The 17,520-nt window shown below is 39.8% G+C and carries 14 protein-coding genes; 12 read left to right on the top strand and 2 right to left on the bottom strand.

The genetic code is table 11. From position 1 onward, the window contains the following. The first annotated feature begins 148 nt into the window (after positions 1-148). On the top strand, positions 149-2,008 hold the full coding sequence (locus BKM01_RS06340; RefSeq protein WP_158008565.1) for a PAS domain S-box protein: 1,860 nt from the start codon (positions 149-151) through the stop codon (positions 2,006-2,008). Between the two features lie 19 nt (positions 2,009-2,027). Here BKM01_RS06340 and BKM01_RS06335 read toward each other — a convergent pair whose 3' ends face one another. Beyond that, a complete protein-coding gene (locus tag BKM01_RS06335; protein ID WP_072358808.1) occupies positions 2,028-3,503 on the bottom strand; it encodes an aminotransferase class I/II-fold pyridoxal phosphate-dependent enzyme in 1,476 nt (491 codons plus the stop codon). 342 nt (positions 3,504-3,845) lie between these two features. Here BKM01_RS06335 and pylS point away from each other — a divergent pair, with 342 nt between their 5' ends. The 5 genes from pylS (at position 3,846) to mtbA (ending at position 9,167) form a co-directional block, all read left to right on the top strand. Continuing rightward, positions 3,846-5,063 carry a pyrrolysine--tRNA(Pyl) ligase gene (gene pylS / locus BKM01_RS06330; protein ID WP_072358806.1) on the top strand — a complete coding sequence of 406 codons (1,218 nt, stop codon included), beginning with the start codon at positions 3,846-3,848 and terminating at the stop codon, positions 5,061-5,063. 5 nt (positions 5,064-5,068) lie between these two features. Continuing rightward, positions 5,069-6,121, top strand: a complete 1,053-nt coding sequence (pylB, locus tag BKM01_RS06325) for a methylornithine synthase PylB (protein WP_072358803.1) — start codon at positions 5,069-5,071, stop codon at positions 6,119-6,121. 1 nt (position 6,122) lies between these two features. After that, on the top strand, positions 6,123-7,205 hold the full coding sequence (gene pylC, locus BKM01_RS06320) for a 3-methylornithine--L-lysine ligase PylC (RefSeq protein ID WP_072358801.1): 1,083 nt from the start codon (positions 6,123-6,125) through the stop codon (positions 7,203-7,205). A gap of 13 nt (positions 7,206-7,218) precedes the next feature. After that, positions 7,219-7,998, top strand: coding sequence for a 3-methylornithyl-N6-L-lysine dehydrogenase PylD (gene pylD / locus BKM01_RS06315; protein WP_072358799.1), 780 nt, complete (start codon positions 7,219-7,221; stop codon positions 7,996-7,998). Between the two features lie 140 nt (positions 7,999-8,138). Further along, a complete protein-coding gene (gene mtbA / locus BKM01_RS06310) occupies positions 8,139-9,167 on the top strand; it encodes a methylcobamide:CoM methyltransferase MtbA (RefSeq protein ID WP_072358797.1) in 1,029 nt (342 codons plus the stop codon). A gap of 494 nt (positions 9,168-9,661) precedes the next feature. Here the strand turns inward: mtbA and BKM01_RS06305 are convergent, their stop codons facing one another. Beyond that, a complete protein-coding gene (locus BKM01_RS06305; protein WP_072358795.1) occupies positions 9,662-11,173 on the bottom strand; it encodes a transposase in 1,512 nt (503 codons plus the stop codon). Positions 11,174-11,414: 241 nt separating this feature from the next. On the opposite strand from BKM01_RS06305, the gene BKM01_RS10800 reads away from it, so the two are divergent. From BKM01_RS10800 to BKM01_RS06275, 6 genes are all read left to right on the top strand, one after another. Beyond that, complete coding sequence (locus BKM01_RS10800; protein WP_143744114.1) at positions 11,415-11,906, top strand: hypothetical protein; 492 nt, start codon at positions 11,415-11,417, stop codon at positions 11,904-11,906. 857 nt (positions 11,907-12,763) lie between these two features. After that, a complete protein-coding gene (locus BKM01_RS06295) occupies positions 12,764-13,453 on the top strand; it encodes a hypothetical protein (RefSeq protein ID WP_072358791.1) in 690 nt (229 codons plus the stop codon). Positions 13,454-13,459: 6 nt separating this feature from the next. Next, a complete protein-coding gene (locus tag BKM01_RS06290) occupies positions 13,460-13,966 on the top strand; it encodes a hypothetical protein (protein ID WP_143744112.1) in 507 nt (168 codons plus the stop codon). 869 nt (positions 13,967-14,835) lie between these two features. Further along, entirely contained in the window at positions 14,836-15,228 is a 393-nt protein-coding gene (locus BKM01_RS06285; RefSeq protein ID WP_072358787.1) for a NifB/NifX family molybdenum-iron cluster-binding protein, read from the top strand. Beyond that, positions 15,225-15,590: a NifB/NifX family molybdenum-iron cluster-binding protein gene (locus BKM01_RS06280; protein WP_072358785.1), complete on the top strand. Its 366-nt coding sequence runs from the start codon at positions 15,225-15,227 to the stop codon at positions 15,588-15,590. The genes BKM01_RS06285 and BKM01_RS06280 overlap by 4 nt, the downstream gene beginning before the upstream one ends. 9 nt (positions 15,591-15,599) lie before the next feature. Further along, entirely contained in the window at positions 15,600-17,516 is a 1,917-nt protein-coding gene (locus tag BKM01_RS06275; protein WP_072358783.1) for a Coenzyme F420 hydrogenase/dehydrogenase, beta subunit C-terminal domain, read from the top strand. The last annotated feature ends 4 nt before the right edge of the window (positions 17,517-17,520 follow it).

Genomic DNA, 17,520 nt, shown 5'->3' with positions numbered 1-17,520 from the left:
GACATGCAACGTAAATTGCTGTATCACATCAATAAAATATACGCAAAGAATAAATAAAAAGAGTTCCCTTATCCACCATAACTCGGATGTTTATGCAAATTAGCATTATAAAAATATTTGAAATACTATAATGTACAATGTGGTTGATGTGGATAATTTAGAATTTAATGCACCTGTGAACAAATCAAAAGTATTTGAAGACATGATCCAGCAGTCCACAGATGCCATAATATATACTAATCCTGATTTTACCATCAATTTTGTGAACCGAACTGCAGAAGAGATGTTCGGATGGACTTTGCCTGAAATAAAGGGCAAACCAATAACAATCCTCCATGAGCAAGAACTGACCTCGGAACAGAAAAAAGAAATGTTCTCAGACCTCTATTCCGGAAAACCTCATGAGATTGAAGGAATCAGGAAATGCAAGGATGGAAGTACGTTTTACTGCCAGATTAAAATATCCCCTCTTTTTACAGAAAAATCCAGAATATACGGATACCTGGGAATAATGAGGGACATCACTGAAGAAAAAAAGAATGAAGACAGTTTGGTAAAAGAAATCGACCTATTAACCGGCCTAATCGGCACTGCCAGAGTGATTGTGACTGTTCTTGACAGGCAGGGAAAGATCGTATATTGCAACCCCCATATGGAAAGGATCTCCGGCTACGAACTTAAGGAAGTGAAGGGAGAAGATTGGTTTTCCAGATTCATACCCGGCAGAGAAAAGGAAAGGACCAGGTCTGTATTCAAAAAAGCAATTGCCGGCCATCCTACAGAGGGTAATATCAACCCTATTGTCACAAGAAAAGGCAATGAGGTCACTGTCGAGTGGTTCGACACGGCATTAAAAAATGAGAATGGAGAAGTCACTGGCCTTCTTGCCATTGGGAATGACATTACACAAAGGGTCGAAGCTGAAGAAAAGTTAAAGACTATATATGAAAACATGCCCGGCGGGGTCCTGATGATAGATCAGGACTACATCATAAAAGATGTAAACTACCGTACATGTGAGATTACAGGTTATAAAGGGGAAGAACTCGTCGGACAACTATGTGACATCGTTTGCCCCAAGGGCTCAGCCTCAAAACAGTGCCCCATATGGGAAGACGGAAAGGAAGGATTCAGAGGGATGGACACCACAATAAAGTGCAAAAACGGAAGAAAAAAACCTATATTGAAAAATGCACAGGAAATTTCCATAAAAGGAGATACATACATTCTGGAACTGTTTCAGGATATTTCAGAACGTAAGACTGCCGAAGAAAATGCCATCAAGGCTAAAAGAACTGCAGAAAAAGCGAACCAGGCCAAGAGTGAATTTCTGGCAAATATGAGTCATGAATTGAGGACTCCTTTGAACTCAATCATTGGGTTTTCCGACATACTATCAAAAGAAGTAAGGGGCGAACTCAATGATCCTCAGAAGAAATATGTTTCCAATATTGCCAAAAGCGGCAATCACCTGTTAAGTTTGATAGATGATATTCTAGATATTTCAAAGATCGAAGCCGGACAAGAACAACTTGAATACAGTAGTTTTGAGCTGCATGAAGTATTGGATGAAATCAGCATACTCATCAAACCTCTCACGTCCAAAAAGAGGATAGACCTGCAAATGGATTTACCGTCTGAAGAAATTAGGGTTTATGCTGACAGGAAAAAGTTCAAACAGATTATGTACAATCTGCTGAGCAATGCAACCAAGTTTACCCCGGCTAAAGGAACAATTACAATTATTGCCAATCAAAAAAAGGACAAATTGAAAGTTGCAGTCTCTGACACCGGCATAGGCATACCCGAGAGCGAGCAGACTACAATTTTTGAACCTTTCCAGCAGGTCAAATCCTCCAAATCCAGTGAACATAAGGGCACCGGACTGGGACTTTCCCTTGTCAGGGAACTGGTGGAAATGCACGATGGACAGGTCGAACTGAAAAGTGAGGTTGGTAAGGGAAGTACATTTACCTTTACGATCCCGGATAAACCAACTACGAATTGATAAATAGTGATGGTATAAATTATAAACTGACACCTATCACTTCATCCCAGGCTTTTTTGAGGCTGATGTCAGTACCCCCATCCTCCATGAGAATGTTAAGCATCCTGTGTACAACATCCGAATTATGGACAAGCACACAGTCTTCACAGCTCCAGACCCTGCTACCTGTAGTGCTATCTATCCATTTACCCCCAGTGCGCGTATCTTCACATGGGTAGAAGGGACAGAAACAAAAAGTACAGTCCTGACCTTCGAAATGACAGGGATAGTATTCACAGGTATTGCGGCTTGAAGAACAGCCGGAAGAGACGCCTTTTATGGTTTCTTTCAGTTTTTCCTCAGCATAATCCTTACCGGATTCTGTAAGGACCTCTCCGATAGTATGGATCAGTATATCCGTTTCTTCAGGAGGCCGCACGGCAAGACGGATAAAATCGTTTTCCATCAGCGGGAAAGAACTGCAATCCCTTATAAGTACACCATGTATTGCAAGCCTTTTCGTGAGTTCTACAGAGTCCATAAGGAGCTCGGAGATATCCACAAGTATATAATTTACAGAACTTGAATGAGGATGGAAACCGTAGATATCACTCAGCCGATCTATAAGATAATCCCTGTATTCTGTTATCTTCTGGCGGGACACATTCAGGTATGTTGATTCCATACCACCCTCCATACCCATCAGGGAACATCCCACCTCTTCAGCAAGAGAGCCCATATTCCAGGGCAGACGGGCAGTATTCAATTTTTCAGCCATTACCTCAGATGCGACACCAAATCCCATACGTATACCCGGCAGTGCAAATGATTTGGTAAGTGACCTCATTACGAAAATATTATCGTTAGAGACGGCAACATCAACGACAGTACTTGATATATCGGATAGTTCAATAAAAGCTTCATCAACAAAAAGCAGAGTATCTGTTTCTGCACAAAGCCCTGCAAGGCGCAGGATATCTTCCCTTGCCAGCAACTTACCTGTAGGATTGTTGGGATTGCAAACAAAAAGGATACGTGCCGATTCCAGAGCATCCTCAGATATGGAAAGCAGGGATTCTACCGGATAATACACAATCTTTGCCCCTGCCACCCTGCATTGCTGCTCATATTCAGCAAAGGTGGGTTGGGGAATCATTACCTCATCCCCTTCATTGAGAATACAACCGGCGACAAGCCTGATGATTTCCGATGAACCATTACCGGGGACAATGTTAACAGCACCTGCACCCCCTCCTACAAAAAAGGCAGCTGCAGCTCTGTATTCAAGATAGCGATTATCAGGATATTGGCCCATTTTTTCAAAAGATGTGGCAAACAAATCCTGCAGGTCCATATCCCATTCAGGATTATCAAAAGGGCTGCCCAGAGGATTCAAACTGGCACTAAAATCCACTATATCGGAGAGAGGAATGGAATACTGCTGTGAGGTCTTCCGGATAAGTCCGCCATGGGTTGAAGGAATTAACTCAAGTATATTTTCTTTGAAGGGGAGCATATGATTATCATCTGCCGGCTTTTATTGGTGTTTTTCAAGATGCATGAAGTTATATAAAGCAATTTTTAGCAGCGAACTTATTATTAATATAATTTATGATAGGAAACTGTTATTTCCCATCACACACCCATAGAGTTAAATACAAATTCAAAGAAATAAAGCAGACTATCCTGTGGAAACCTGATCAGGTAGATCAAATGGACTCTAGATCCATTCAGCCGGGTTAGATTCCCGGGGTTTCCGCCAGTAAAATAGAAAGTGACGGTCTGGATATGTTGCAAAATTAGACGCCTCAGCAAATGTAGATATCAGAAGTCGCCCCTATAGCCGGAGCAATCCCCTATGGAAAGGAAACCACTAGATTTACTTATAGACACCAACGGAGTGTGGCTCTCAAGGAACGGGTTACTCCATGGTGTAAAGAACTTCGAGGTGTCGAGGAACCATATTCATATCACTACTGACTGCGGAAGCCGCTTTACAGTACGTAATTCCAGAAGAAGTCGCTCTGCAAGGGCGCTACGCAACAATAAATATCGCAAAGCATGCAAAAACTGCAAACTTTCCGATGAGCGTATTACTCGTTTTGTAACAAAAGATTTTGGCAGGGGAAGCCAGGCACGTGTTGTCACAGCTTCAAAAACAAAAAACAACAAACCTCCAAAGGCAGCAGTGGTCAAAGCCGTTTCCAGCAAGACAAATGAAATGCCACCTGTTGCAAAAGAGGCAAAAAAAGAAAAGGTTGTAAAACCGGATTACACACCTGCCCAGAAAAAAAGAATTACAACGCTGCTTAGCCCTGCAGATGACCTTAGTTCAGTAAAAGAACTCCCACCCTTCAAGGAGCTGGAGACAGAACTTGTCAAAAAGAGAAAGCAAGACCTGCGCCATATGTATGAGAAGGATCGCAGACATCAGCTGGCCCAGCTTGAAAGGGATATTTCCCTGTTTTTAATAGAAAAGGGGTTCATGGAAGTACGCACTTCAGTCATGATCCCGGCTAAATTCATTGAAAGAATGGGAATCACTGAAGAAGATCCTCTCTACAGGCAGATATTCCGGGTGGATGAGAATACATGCCTGCGGCCCATGCTTGCCCCGGGATTATACAATTACCTGCACAATTTTGATAACATAATGCCCGACCCCCTCAGGATATTCGAGATAGGTACCTGCTACAGGAAGGAATCCGACGGCAAGGAGCATCTTGAAGAGTTTACAATGATTAATTTTTGCCAGATGGGTTCGGGATGCACAAGAGAAAATCTGCTGAAAATTATTGATGACCTGCTCAAATATCTGAAAATCGATTACGAGGTAATCTCGGATAATTGCATGGTGTATGGAGATACCATTGACATAATGCATGGAGACATGGAAATATCTTCAGCCGTTGTGGGACCCATTCCACAGGACCTTGACTGGGGAGTGACCAAACCGTGGATGGGCGCAGGAATGGGACTTGAAAGATTACTCAAGGTTAAGCACAAATACACAAACATCAAGCGTTCAAGCAGGTCTATATCATACTATAACGGAATTACAACCAATCTCAGGTGAATAATTTGTTTGAAAACATGGACAATGAACAGCTGGACAAATTTGCATCCTCAATAAATGAAGGATACCAGCTCAGGGACCAGGAGATAAGAGACCTGCTGGCCATAAAGGATGAAGAAGAGATGCAGAAGTTGTTCCATGTGGCACGCATGGTCCGTGATAACTTTTTTGGAAATAAGGTGTTCCTGTACAGTTTTGTTTATTTTTCAACATACTGTAAGAATCAGTGTTCTTTTTGCTACTATAACTGTAAGAACAATATCCACCGCTACAGGCTTACTCCCGATGAGATCGGAACGGTATGCGAGGCGCTTGAAAATGATCCTGTCCACATGATAGACCTGACAATGGGAGAGGACCCTTATTATCATGACCATCCTGAAAGACTTGTCAGTGCTGTGCGGAAAGTTAAGGACAAACTTGGCCTTCCGATAATGATCTCCCCGGGAGTTGTGGGAAAAGAGACCCTCAAACAGATGTATGATAACGGAGCCGATTTCCTGGCACTTTACCAGGAAACCTATGACCAAAAATTATACAAAAATCTCAGGGTAGGCCAGGTATACGACCAGAGAATAAACTGCCGCCAGGATGCAAAAGATATTGGTTATTGTGTAGAGGACGGAATCCTTACCGAAATCGAACCAGAAGCTGAATCAACTCTGATATCCCTCAAAGGCCTGCGTAAGTCAAATCCCAATATGGTACGTGTAATGACATTTGTACCCCAGGAAGGCACACCTCTGGCAAGCCGAGAACCCGGAAGCAGCAAATCAGAACTAAAAATAATATCTATTCTAAGACTCATGTTCCCCGACAGGTTGATTCCTGCTTCCCTTGACCTTGAAGGCATGGAAGGTATGGTTTACCGCCTGGATGCAGGAGCAAACGTTGTGACATCCATCATTCCTTCCGGATCTGCACTGGAAGGCGTGGTTAACTATGACAGGGAACTGACAGAACGTAACCGTGATGCATGGAGTGTGGTGGGAAAGCTTCAGAGCATGGGAATGGAACCGGGAAAGCAGGAAGATTTCAATCAGATACTGGGAAGGTAGAATGAAAACGATATGTCTGATTGGGGGCAAGCTACAGGGCTTCGAGGTGGCTTATCTTGCCAGGAAATCCGGGATACAGGTACATCTGATCGACAGGAAAAACAAGCCTCTGATACGTAATAGTGTGGATAAGCATTTTTGCTTTGATATTACAGAAAGACCAGAAAGGCTCATAGAATTATCCCGCCACTCAGATGCTATAATCCCGACAAATGAAAACCTTGACACCCTTCTCTTTTTGAAAAAAATAGAACCAGAACTACGTTGCCCTCTTCTTTTTGATTTTACCGCCTATCATACCAGCATGGACAAAAAGCGTTCAAGAAAATATTTCAAATCGATCGATATACCTATTCCCTCGGAAAATCCCAAAAATCCTCCTTATTTTGTTAAACCCCCATGCATGAGCAGCAGTAAGGGAGCGCGCATAATTGACAATGAAAGTGAACTGGCAGACATTGATGATTCGATGGTCGTTGAAGAATATGTACCCGGACCGGTAGTTTCACTGGAAGTGGTGGGTGACGGGAACAATTTCATGATCGGTCAGCAGACACAGGTCCATATTGACCAGGGACATGATTGCCACCGCGTCACACCGATGGAAACAGATGTGAATTTCAGGGAAATCACACACCGGCTGGCCAGCAATCTGTCCCTTAAAGGAATCATGGATGTGGAAGCAATACTCTCCCCCGAAGGAATCCGGGTAATTGAGATCGATGCACGGTTTCCCAGCCAGACACCTACCGTAGTATATCACAGTAGTGGTGTGAACCTGCTTGAATGGCTAATGGGAACTTTTGCAGGAAAAATAAGGGAAAACAAACTTCTTCCTGTTGGCAAACAATGTAACTACGAGCACTTGATGGCATCTGATGGAAAACTTATCCCTGTTGGAGAACATGTGCTTTCAGGCGGTGATGACTACCGACAGTTCCATGAATCAAAGGGGTTGGAAATATTCAAATGCAAGGGGAAAAAACCAATCTATACCCTGATATCCAGCGGCACGACATGGCATGAAATGTTTGATAAAAGAAAAAAAGCAATTCAGCTCATCAAATCCGATATGAAGCAGTAAAAGGAGGATTAATATGGCACTACTTACACCACAAGATCTGGAAGGACTCACAAAACAGCTTGAGTGCAATAACAATACTATCAAAAAAGCAACCGGAATGGACATTGCTGACATATGCAAACAAATATACGGCACAACTCTTGACGGAGAAAAGGTAGGTATTGTGCCTATAACTTCCGGCAACGGTATCATTACCAACTTTTCGTCATCCCTGCTTACGATAACCGAATATTTCGGCCTTGATGGTGCTGTAACCGAGCATCCTGACGTTACCGGGTACTATGAAGCTGTTTCCAGTGATGCCGACATAATACTGATGGCAGATGACCACATTTTTATTGCACACAATATGAAAAACGGCAAAATTGCAACCAATCATGTATGCACCGGAGTGGTTTATGCTGAAATCGCCTCCCGTTACAAATATGCCGACTCAAAAGATATACTTGTAATCGGCCTGGGAAGAGTGGGTTATGCCGGAGCACAACATCTCGTAAAAAGGGATTTCGATGTGTATGCCTATGACCCCGACAGGGAAACTATGGAAAAGGCCCGCAAAGAACTGGGCATCATACCCTATGATCCCGAAGAAGAACACAAGTTCTCCATGGTCCTGGAAGCTACACCAAATCCCAATACGATCTCCGAAGGCATGGTCGCAGAAAGATGCCTCGTGTCCACACCGGGAATTCCCTGTGGCTTGCCTGAAGACATCGGGGAAAGGAACGAAATCGATCTAGTAATGGAACCTCTGATGATTGGCGTGGCTTCAATGCTTTACGCGGTAATGTAAAGTAGAGAGATCTCAAGAGCAAAACAAGTATATTGATAGCGCTTTTTTCATGAGAAACTGAACATGAAAAGATATATATATGCTAAATGCGTAGCCAGATTACCTTTTAGAATAAAAATAAGTTTTAAGGAGTAAAGGTTATGGTTGAATATACACCCAAAGAGAGATTAGCACGCGTATTTGCAGGTGAAGAAGTAGACAGGATGCCTGCTATCTGTGCCACCCAGACAGGAACAGTAGAACAGATGGATGCAGTAGATGCTTACTGGCCAGAAGCTCACGAAGACCCTGTAAAAATGGCAGCACTGGCAGAAGCAGGCCACACAGTTGTAGGATTTGAAGCAGTACGTGTTCCTTTCGACATCACAGCAGAAGCAGAATTTTTCGGATGCGGAATCAAGCCAAGTACCAAGGAACAGCAGCCATCCGTTATCAGCCACGTTGTCAGCAAGGCCGAAGACCTCGAACAATTCGAAGGTTACAACATCGAAGACGGCAGGATCGGAAACGTATGTCAGGCAGTCAAGATCCTCGCAGACAAATACGGCGACGAACTTCCAATCATCGGCAGTATGATCGGACCATTCTCCCTCGCACAGCACCTTAATGGTGACTCCTGGTTCATGAACATCATGACAGACCAGGAATTTGGCCTCAAACTCATGGAATTCACCACTGAGTTCTGCACACAGTACGCCCTCAAGCAGGTCGAGAACGGTGCCGACACCTTTGCAATCATTGATCCAACAGCCAGCTACCAGCTTATTGGTGCTGACTTCTACAAGACTTTCGTAGTTCCATTCCACCAGAAGATTGTTGAAGCACTCCACGAGAAAGGTATACCATCCATCCTCCACATCTGCGGAGACACAACTAACGGACTTGCGATCATGGAAACCTGCGGCGTAGATGCAATCAGTGTAGACCAGAATGTCGACCCTGTAGCAGCAGTTGAGAATGTGGACAAGGCCCTCATCTTAGGTAACCTCGACCCTGTAAGTGTTCTATGGAACCAGGGCGAAGACAATGTCGAAGGTGTAAAGGAAGAATCCAAGAGAGTTCTCGATGCAGGAGTACAGCTTCTCGCACCGGGTTGCGGTATTGTGAGCAAGACTCCTACCCAGAACCTTCAGGCAATGATCGAAGCAGCAAAGAACTGGACATACTAAGTCCAGTTTTTTATCTCTTTTTTTGTAATTTTTAAATTAATTTGTTTTTTTTAGGCCTTACTGCAGTATTCATACTTACATAATTCTAAAGGCCATCATTAGCTCAATAAATATAGCATAAGAGATTTTCTATAATATAGTTTTGACGCTTTGTCCGACAAATAGGCTATTTTCGGCCATATACATGAATTTTCGGTCAAAGATAGGAATATTCGGTCAGCACAGAAATACCAACAGATTTGACTCATTTTCTTAGTTATAAGTAGTTACAAAAATGGACATTGTAGAAAATCTATACTTCAGGCATAAATCACAAAGAACACAGAGAAAGCGAAGATCTTCTTTGAACATTGTGTTCGATGTGGTTACATTTGTATTCTCATGAGGATTTCTACAAAGCCTCAATAAAAATGATAGATATATCAGCCCACTACTTGTTGTAATATATAAGGTAAAAAGAGAATATCAATGAATCACTCGAAAGGTGATTCATTTTAGTAACTTTGTGCGCAGGAATAGTTCACATGAATGCCATTATTATGAACAACATGCATCAATGGCATATTTTGCTTTTTCGCTTGAAAAAGGTTATCTACTGATACATTTAACTGATATATTTCGTGTATCAATACAGAAATATTGTGACACAGAATCTTACACAGGATTTCATTGACCTGTCCATTTTCTGATCTACTTTTCAGTGTTCCATTGAACTTAGTCTTCAACATATGGAATGTAGTTTCAACATTGTTACGCTTGTCATAATGTTTGAGATACTCTAATTTGTTCTCTTGAAAGAGGTCGTACATTTCTTTCCATATCCATACACCACGAGGTTTACTACTTGAATTATCTGAAAATGGTATGAATGGTTTGGCACCACTATCATCAATCAATTTGAAAATTTCACGATTGCAGTATGCTCCATCTGCCAGTTGTTCATCAATTTGAAAATTCTTCAATGTGGCTTTGAAAAGATGTTCAAACTTATTTTGATCTGGTTCATCCTTATTGGTTATTTTCACCGCCGTGATTATATTTGTTTTCACACCCACATTGATATGCGCTTTCAACCATTTGTGTTTCTTGGACTCCATGCCATACTTAAAGTTGTACCAGCTTTCGTATGTGCTTGTTGAAAATCCTGAAGAATCCATGGCAAATACTCTTTCAATGTCGATAAATGGAGTACTTACAAGTTCAATCAATCCCGTTAATATAGGCGTAATATCAGACATTCTCATGTAATCTGATATCGTAGTCGGTGGTACTTGTCTACTTATGTATTCTTTTTCATAAGCTAGGTTTATATTATGTGCTGCTCGCCTCCCTGATTTCATGCTATATACCTTACATACCATTGCAAAAATAGCATCTTTAATAGGAACGGTTGGTCGACCCCTTTTTGCTTCAGGGTACTCTATAATCATCGAACATATTTTATTCAGTATTACGTAAAGGAGTTCTTCTTCTTTTTTTTGTGCTTTGTTATACGCACTCCAGTTTTGTGTGCATTTTTTTATGTGTGGTCGTAGTTCCTTTAACCTATTTTCCAATACATGGACTGATGGGAGAGTAAGACCGCTTTCTATTGCATTTACAGCGTGTATGTGTTTGCAGATATAATGCCTATGTCGAAAATCTTCACAGTCGCATAGATACTCCCCTTCAGAATTAACTGTAACCAAATGTTTGGCTCCATGACTACCTTTAACAATCCAATCTGAATTTGATTTACTTACATTCTTCTTTTTTGCGATTAAGAGTCCTTTAATTTTTCTTCTTTGGTCAATAGACCTTTGTATGGATGTATTCTTTTGCTTTCCGTCGAATCTTTCATGTTTTTCAATAAGCTCTGAAGTGTACTGTGAACCAGGTTCAATATAACATTCAATACATTCTTCAACTATATTCCCAAGGTTACTTTTCATAGACTCTAATGGATCTATTACAATATCGTTTTCATTTTTTGTTACTCGGTTTTTTGATTTGTCTTTATCAATCATATTTGTCTCCTATGCAATCACGTACATGCATTGTGTGCCAACTTAATCCATAGATCGTTCAATACACTCCTTTCAAGTACATTATATACCAATTTGGTATATGTATATTTTACATTAATCGCATATAAGTTTTACTTCTCAAACCATTATGATATGTATTAAATCAAAATAAATGCCTAAGGCCTCTTTTACAAACAACCTATTCGCAAATGGTATATATGTTCAAATCCGATATAGTAGCATGAGCAATGTTGACTTCATAAAACTGAGTGAAAAGGGATATAGAGTCTGGATAAAAGGTAACCACTGTTATCGTTGCGATTACGAATGGACATCTTCTTTTCCAAGAGAACCAAACGTCTGCCCCAAATGTAAATCACCCTATTGGAGTAAACCACGGAAGAATGAGAGAATTTTTGTGCAAAAAAAAGTTGAACTGGAAACAAAAGCCATAAAGATGCATGAATTATTCGATCAGGTTGCAGAATCAAAATATGATACTGTTGTTCCTATTATAAGGGAAATTGATGAGGAACTATCTGATTCAATTCAGGATTACCATGATACAAAGATAAAACAACGAAATGAAGAACAAGCAAACAGAAAATCGAATAAACTATCAAAATCGGAAATTGAAGAAATCACCCAGGAGGTTATTGAAAATAAAGAAACTCTGAAAACGGATGATGAAATGATTAAGAAGGTGATGGAAATAGTTCTAGGCAAATATTGATTGTGTAAATACACAATATCAGCACTTCCCGAATTTTCGAATCTTAATTTCTTGTGACTTTTCTGATAGTTACATATGTATTGAAAATACCACCGTATGTCATTCTCAATATGTAGTTCCCGAAATCAGCCAAACATATTCTTAAAAACAAAAGACCTTCTATCTCCTATTTAAAAAATATTCTGAATAATATTGATATCTAGATCAATAGTTCACTTAAGTGCAAGGATGTTTTTCATTATGGTATCTGTATGGCAATTGAAAGAAATCCAATTCATTCTACTCAAAACACTATCAAGAAACAATATATGAAAAATCAATATGTCGTAATCTCAAAAAACTGGATTTGAATGAACTCACTCAGTTAAACGAAATCATCTTTATCTATGAATATTTTTCGATCATGAAATAGGAAAGATGTATGAATCTGTTATCGATTTTACAAATGACCATGTGATGAGAAAATAGACTTCTTTAAAGAAAATTATGTAGTAAGTAGTCAGGAAAAGAAATCAACAAACTTCTTCTATTCATATGTATCTTTGTCTATCACAAACAGAAATGAGAGATTTACCTATCCGTTCTTCCAATAAAGAACACAAAAGAAAAATGGGTTGAGGATAAACCAAAAATTCAGTTGTGGTGCAGATTTTACTTTGACTTGATCCCTGTATTTTATTGCCCTCATTTATTTACATTCTTTCTTTTTTCGTGTTGAAACTTTTTCAATTAGCTGCAGATTACTATCAATCCGTAATCTAAGTTCTTTGTTCAAAATAGAGGGAACATTTTTAAATAAACTCAATAAATAGAAATAAATATTAACAAAGAATATTGTCTTAATCAGAGGGTAAATTATGAATAATTGGTTGAAATTTGTTGGTATTATTTTATTAATATTTTTAACTATTGGATGCACAGACTCAGAAAATACAGATGATACCATAGAGGAAGTAACATCTGTAGCAGACAAACCACCTGAATATAATCGCGATCTGGTTAGAAATTACGAAATCATAGAGACAACTGATGATCCATGGGGAGACGCTATTAGGAAACAATATAGAGTCATAATTCCTTCAAATATTACAAAAGAAGAACTAAAATCCACTTTGATTCAGATCATTGTGGATGAAACATCTGAAAACAACAACATTGACGCAATCTGTATTTTTGCATATGACAGGAAAGAAGATGTAAATGGAGCTTACACTTTTGGAACTGTAGATTGGTGCCCTAATGGTAATTGGGGTGATGTCACATCAGAAATTGCAAAAACAAATGATAGAACAACCTATGAATATGTTTTCAGAATTAAAGACAAAGTTGGGAATGAAAATATAGAACGGCCTACAGATTTAGAATTTGAAATCGATGATTATTATTCTGAGTGTTCTGATGCCGAATGGGACAAAATTGACTTAAGTGACCCATATGCAATTGTTGATGAAGATGTTATTTATCAAAAAGTTGCTGATAAATATGGGATTACAAAAGAAGAAGCAGAAGATATCTGTATAAAAGTTACCATATATAAAATGAAATAAATCATCTTGATAGGATGGGATAATATAACCGATAAATTAACACTAAAAGAACGAATGCAGAAATTAAACGACGAATCAAAATCCGACCCTCCCAATGATAGTCAGCGAAGAAAGAATATGAGGGATAACTGGATTATAATATTGGTCTTGTTCAGTTTAATTGCTTATGGATGTGTAGACATAGTAACCGAATCAGATGATGAAATTGCAACAAACGAGGCACAGGTATTAGCAGAAGAAAAAGAAGAGGAAGCCCAAAGGGCTGAAGAGGAAGCTAAACAAGCAGAGAAGGAACGCTTGCAAGAAAAAGAAATTAATACCTTTGAAAAAGAAATGGAAGGTATATTAGCAGAATATGGGTATTCAGCAGGTGTTTACATCGACCCCAATAATTTTGCATGCTGTTACATGTACAGTCCGATATATTCCTATGAACTTGAACAAATTACAAAAGGAATGGTAAAAGGTTTACGTAATATGGAAACAGTAAATGTTCATACTGTATACATGTAGGATGCTGATGGGTATAAAATCGCAGAGGGCTCATATCATTTATATAGTGGAACTATAGAAGTGGAATTATACTAAAATGAACAAATTTAGTTATTAATATGCAAATAAACTCCACAACGGAGTTATTATATCTTCTTTTTCATATTCGGCCACATTTAATTATCATCAAAGGGAGGTCTGTAGAAACTCGTTCCTCTAGTTTCCACTGAATACATTATCATTTTTATAAGAAGTTTCCAGTGTGGTTATGGCTAAAAAATACAAAGGGATGGGTGTTTTTGTTCCAGATTTAAAATCTAGTACTCCCATTAAATCTGTGATTTAATGGCATACAGTCAATAAAAGATAGATAAATTTGATGAAAACATCTATTTTTACAGATGTTGCCGAATTAGGGAAGGCATAGTGGATTCATTTTTTAATTCAAATGTGTACTTCTGGTCTATTGGCCTCCATGAAGATAGTTTATTTCGACTATAGTTAATTTGATATTTTGCATTATAGTAGACTATACATTTTATCAATTTGATAACAGATTTCTTCAAACCAAAAGGATTTACTGATTTGATATTTTATTTCATATGATTCAATGTAGCTTTAGAGAACCCACTTTCTTTCATTCAGAATGATATATATCAAGAATTATTTGCTTTAATTCCTCGGAATCATCTCATTCAATATTATGTACAAGTATGTTAGAAAGTCACAAGAGATTTTTTACTTTGAATTTGTTTTCGGTCAATAAACGGGTTTTTCGGACAAAATTATGAATTATCGGTCAAATCGATTTTTCGGACAAAGCGTAGTTTTGAGAAAGTTATATATACTTCCTCCTTTATGTGCTAAATAAAGTAAAAAGAGGAATAACAATGAAAATCTGCGTAACATCAAAAAGCAATAAAACTGATTCAGATATTGAGCCCCGTTTTGGCAGAGCTCCTTATTTCATAATTGCCGACACCGAGAACGGAGAATTTGAAGCAATCGAGAACCCTGCAGCAGGTGCCACCGGGGGTGCCGGAATACAGGCTGCCCAAGAAGTCGCAAAAATGCAGGCAGATGTTTTGATCACCGGTAATGTGGGACCTAATGCCTATGAAGTCCTTTCCACAGCAGGGATAGAAGTCGTTACCACTACCGGCGTATCGGTAAAAGAAGCAATTGAACAGTATAATAAAGGAACTCTGGAAAAAGTATCCGGTCCAACTGCCAAGGCACATGCTGGCATGGGTCGCGGACAAGGCAGAGGAGGGAGAAAATGAAAGTATGCATACCGGCAACCGATAACAGTGGAATAGATTCACCCGTAGGCCAGCACTTTGGTAAAGTCCCTTATTACACAATATACGACAGTGAGACCGGCAAAGTAAATGTTCTGGAGAATACCAGTGAGCACATGGGGGGTGTTGGATTGCCTCCCGAATTACTCGCAAATAAAGACGTTGAAACCATGCTCTGTGGAGGCCTGGGGTGGAAAGCCGTCCAGATGTTCGACCAGTTCGACATCAAAGTTTTCGTGGGTGCACAGGGAAAAGTCAGTGATGCCATCGAAGACTGGAAAAGTGATAGGCTCGAGCAAGCTGGTGCAAACAACTCCTGCAGTGGACATGATCACGAACACTGATGTGATCGTATGCTAGAAAAAAAATGGTTCCTGAAAGATGCTATAGTAGATACAGGCATGTGCACCCTTTGTGGTGCATGTGCTGCTGTTTGCCCCTATGATCTTATACGTTTTGATGAAAACGGACCATATCTTAAAGATGAATGCTACAGGAATGGAGAGGGAGCATGCAAAGATGTATGTCAGCGGGTAATGACCGATGCTTCCCGGATAGCACTTAATACTTTCAATTTCAAGGCAAAACCTCCCAGTGTATTGGGACAATACGAAAAAATAGTTTCCGCAAGAGCAACAGATGAGGCTCTCGCAGAGAATGGACAGGATGGAGGCGCTGTCTCATCCCTTATTGCATATTGTATGGATAAGGGACTTATAGACGGAGCCATAACAACAGCTGGTTTTGCCAAACCTGCAGCAAACATAATTGGAAAAAGGGAAGATATAACAACATCTCAGGGAGCAAAATATTCAACCGTCCCATTATTAACTACCCTCAGAAATGAAAAAGATAATTTCAACAAAGTAGCAGTCGTAGGAACTCCATGTCAAACCTATGGTGTCCGTAGAATGCAATATTTCAACGGCCTTAACGTGCATCCTGTAGAAAAAGGAAAGGATGGAGAATTTGCCAATAATCCTACTATTGAATACACTATTGGCCTCTTTTGCATGGAAAATTTCAATTATCACAAACTATCCGATTTTCTGGAAAAACAGGGAATCAAACTTAACGATATTAAAAAATATTCCATTCAACTTGATGAAATGATTATAACCACGGATGAGAAAAATATTGAGATATCCCTGAAGGACCTCCAAGATTGTGTTTGGGATGGCTGTAAGATTTGCAGGGACGCAGTATCAAAGGTTGCTGATATTTCTGCAGGAAGCTCCGGGTCTTCAAAGGGGTGGACTACATTGATAGCCCGCAATGCCAAAGGATTAAAATTGCTTAATGATGCAAATGAAGCGGGTTATATTAAGATTTTAAATGAAGTAGATATTGAAATGACAAAAGAACTGGCACAATTCAAAATGAGAAAGTTCCGTCATGAACTTGACAAACGTCTCAATTCAGGAGAAAAAGTTAGCTACTACTGGGTTCGTGATTATCCGGGTGTAAGACCTGAAGTAAATGGAACCAATTTTGTCAAAATAAAAACCGATTCAGGGATTACCACACATAAATATCTGGGAAAAGTTGCCGAACTTGCCGAAAAATATGGTGACGGTACACTGGAAATGACTGCAAGGAAAAGTATAGAGATCCAGGGTGTGCCTGGTAGAAACATTGATGATCTTATGGCAGAGGTATACGACGCGGGATTAAAGACAATCGGAATGGGGTATGCTACAGCGTGCCCTGGAATGGATTATTGCCCCGAAGGTCTGGTGAGTACAAAAGAACTTGCCAACAAACTTACAATGCATTTTGCCCAGAAATTGACGCCACATAAAATGAAAGTAGGTGTCGCCGGTTGTCCAAATAGTTGTGTCCGCGTAAGAGACCATGACATAGGCATTATGGGCCAGCTCAGGCCCGTTATCGATGAAACAAAGTGCACTGGATGTGGAAGATGTACCGAACTATGCAAATTTAATGCTATATCCATAGAGGGAGGAAAAGCAGTTATAAACCGGGATCTTTGTGGAAATTGTGGATGGTGTGTCAGAGGATGTCCCCATGAAGCTGCTCTGGAAGAGAAACGAGGTTACTCTTTATGGATAGGAGGTAATGGTGCACGCCGCCCTACAGAGGGGGTATTGATCAAATCATTCTGTGACGAGGAAGAAATCATAGAGACAATCAATGATATAGCTAGAGTATTCATAAAATACCGCACAAGCCCCGGTAAAGAAAGGTTAGGCAATATTATGGACAAAATCGGCCAGGGAACTTTTATCAAAGAAATCCTGGAAAACTGAAGTG

Origin of the sequence: Methanohalophilus portucalensis (genome assembly GCF_002761295.1) — an archaeon.
GTDB classification, from domain to species: domain Archaea; phylum Halobacteriota; class Methanosarcinia; order Methanosarcinales; family Methanosarcinaceae; genus Methanohalophilus; species Methanohalophilus portucalensis.
Note: the sequence above shows the minus strand (reverse complement) of the source record. Positions and strands in the feature narration are given on the sequence as shown.

What these genes read in the sequence shown, in the direction of transcription:
- BKM01_RS06335 (WP_072358808.1), bottom strand. Translation starts at nt 3,503, where the DNA reads ATGCTCCCCTTCAAAGAAAATATACTTGAGTTAATTCCTTCAACCCAT.
- pylS (WP_072358806.1), top strand. Translation starts at nt 3,846, where the DNA reads ATGGAAAGGAAACCACTAGATTTACTTATAGACACCAACGGAGTGTGG.
- pylC (WP_072358801.1), top strand. Translation starts at nt 6,123, where the DNA reads ATGAAAACGATATGTCTGATTGGGGGCAAGCTACAGGGCTTCGAGGTG.
- pylD (WP_072358799.1), top strand. Translation starts at nt 7,219, where the DNA reads ATGGCACTACTTACACCACAAGATCTGGAAGGACTCACAAAACAGCTT.
- mtbA (WP_072358797.1), top strand. Translation starts at nt 8,139, where the DNA reads ATGGTTGAATATACACCCAAAGAGAGATTAGCACGCGTATTTGCAGGT.
- BKM01_RS06305 (WP_072358795.1), bottom strand. Translation starts at nt 11,173, where the DNA reads ATGATTGATAAAGACAAATCAAAAAACCGAGTAACAAAAAATGAAAAC.
- BKM01_RS10800 (WP_143744114.1), top strand. Translation starts at nt 11,415, where the DNA reads ATGAGCAATGTTGACTTCATAAAACTGAGTGAAAAGGGATATAGAGTC.
- BKM01_RS06295 (WP_072358791.1), top strand. Translation starts at nt 12,764, where the DNA reads ATGAATAATTGGTTGAAATTTGTTGGTATTATTTTATTAATATTTTTA.
- BKM01_RS06285 (WP_072358787.1), top strand. Translation starts at nt 14,836, where the DNA reads ATGAAAATCTGCGTAACATCAAAAAGCAATAAAACTGATTCAGATATT.
- BKM01_RS06280 (WP_072358785.1), top strand. Translation starts at nt 15,225, where the DNA reads ATGAAAGTATGCATACCGGCAACCGATAACAGTGGAATAGATTCACCC.
- BKM01_RS06275 (WP_072358783.1), top strand. Translation starts at nt 15,600, where the DNA reads ATGCTAGAAAAAAAATGGTTCCTGAAAGATGCTATAGTAGATACAGGC.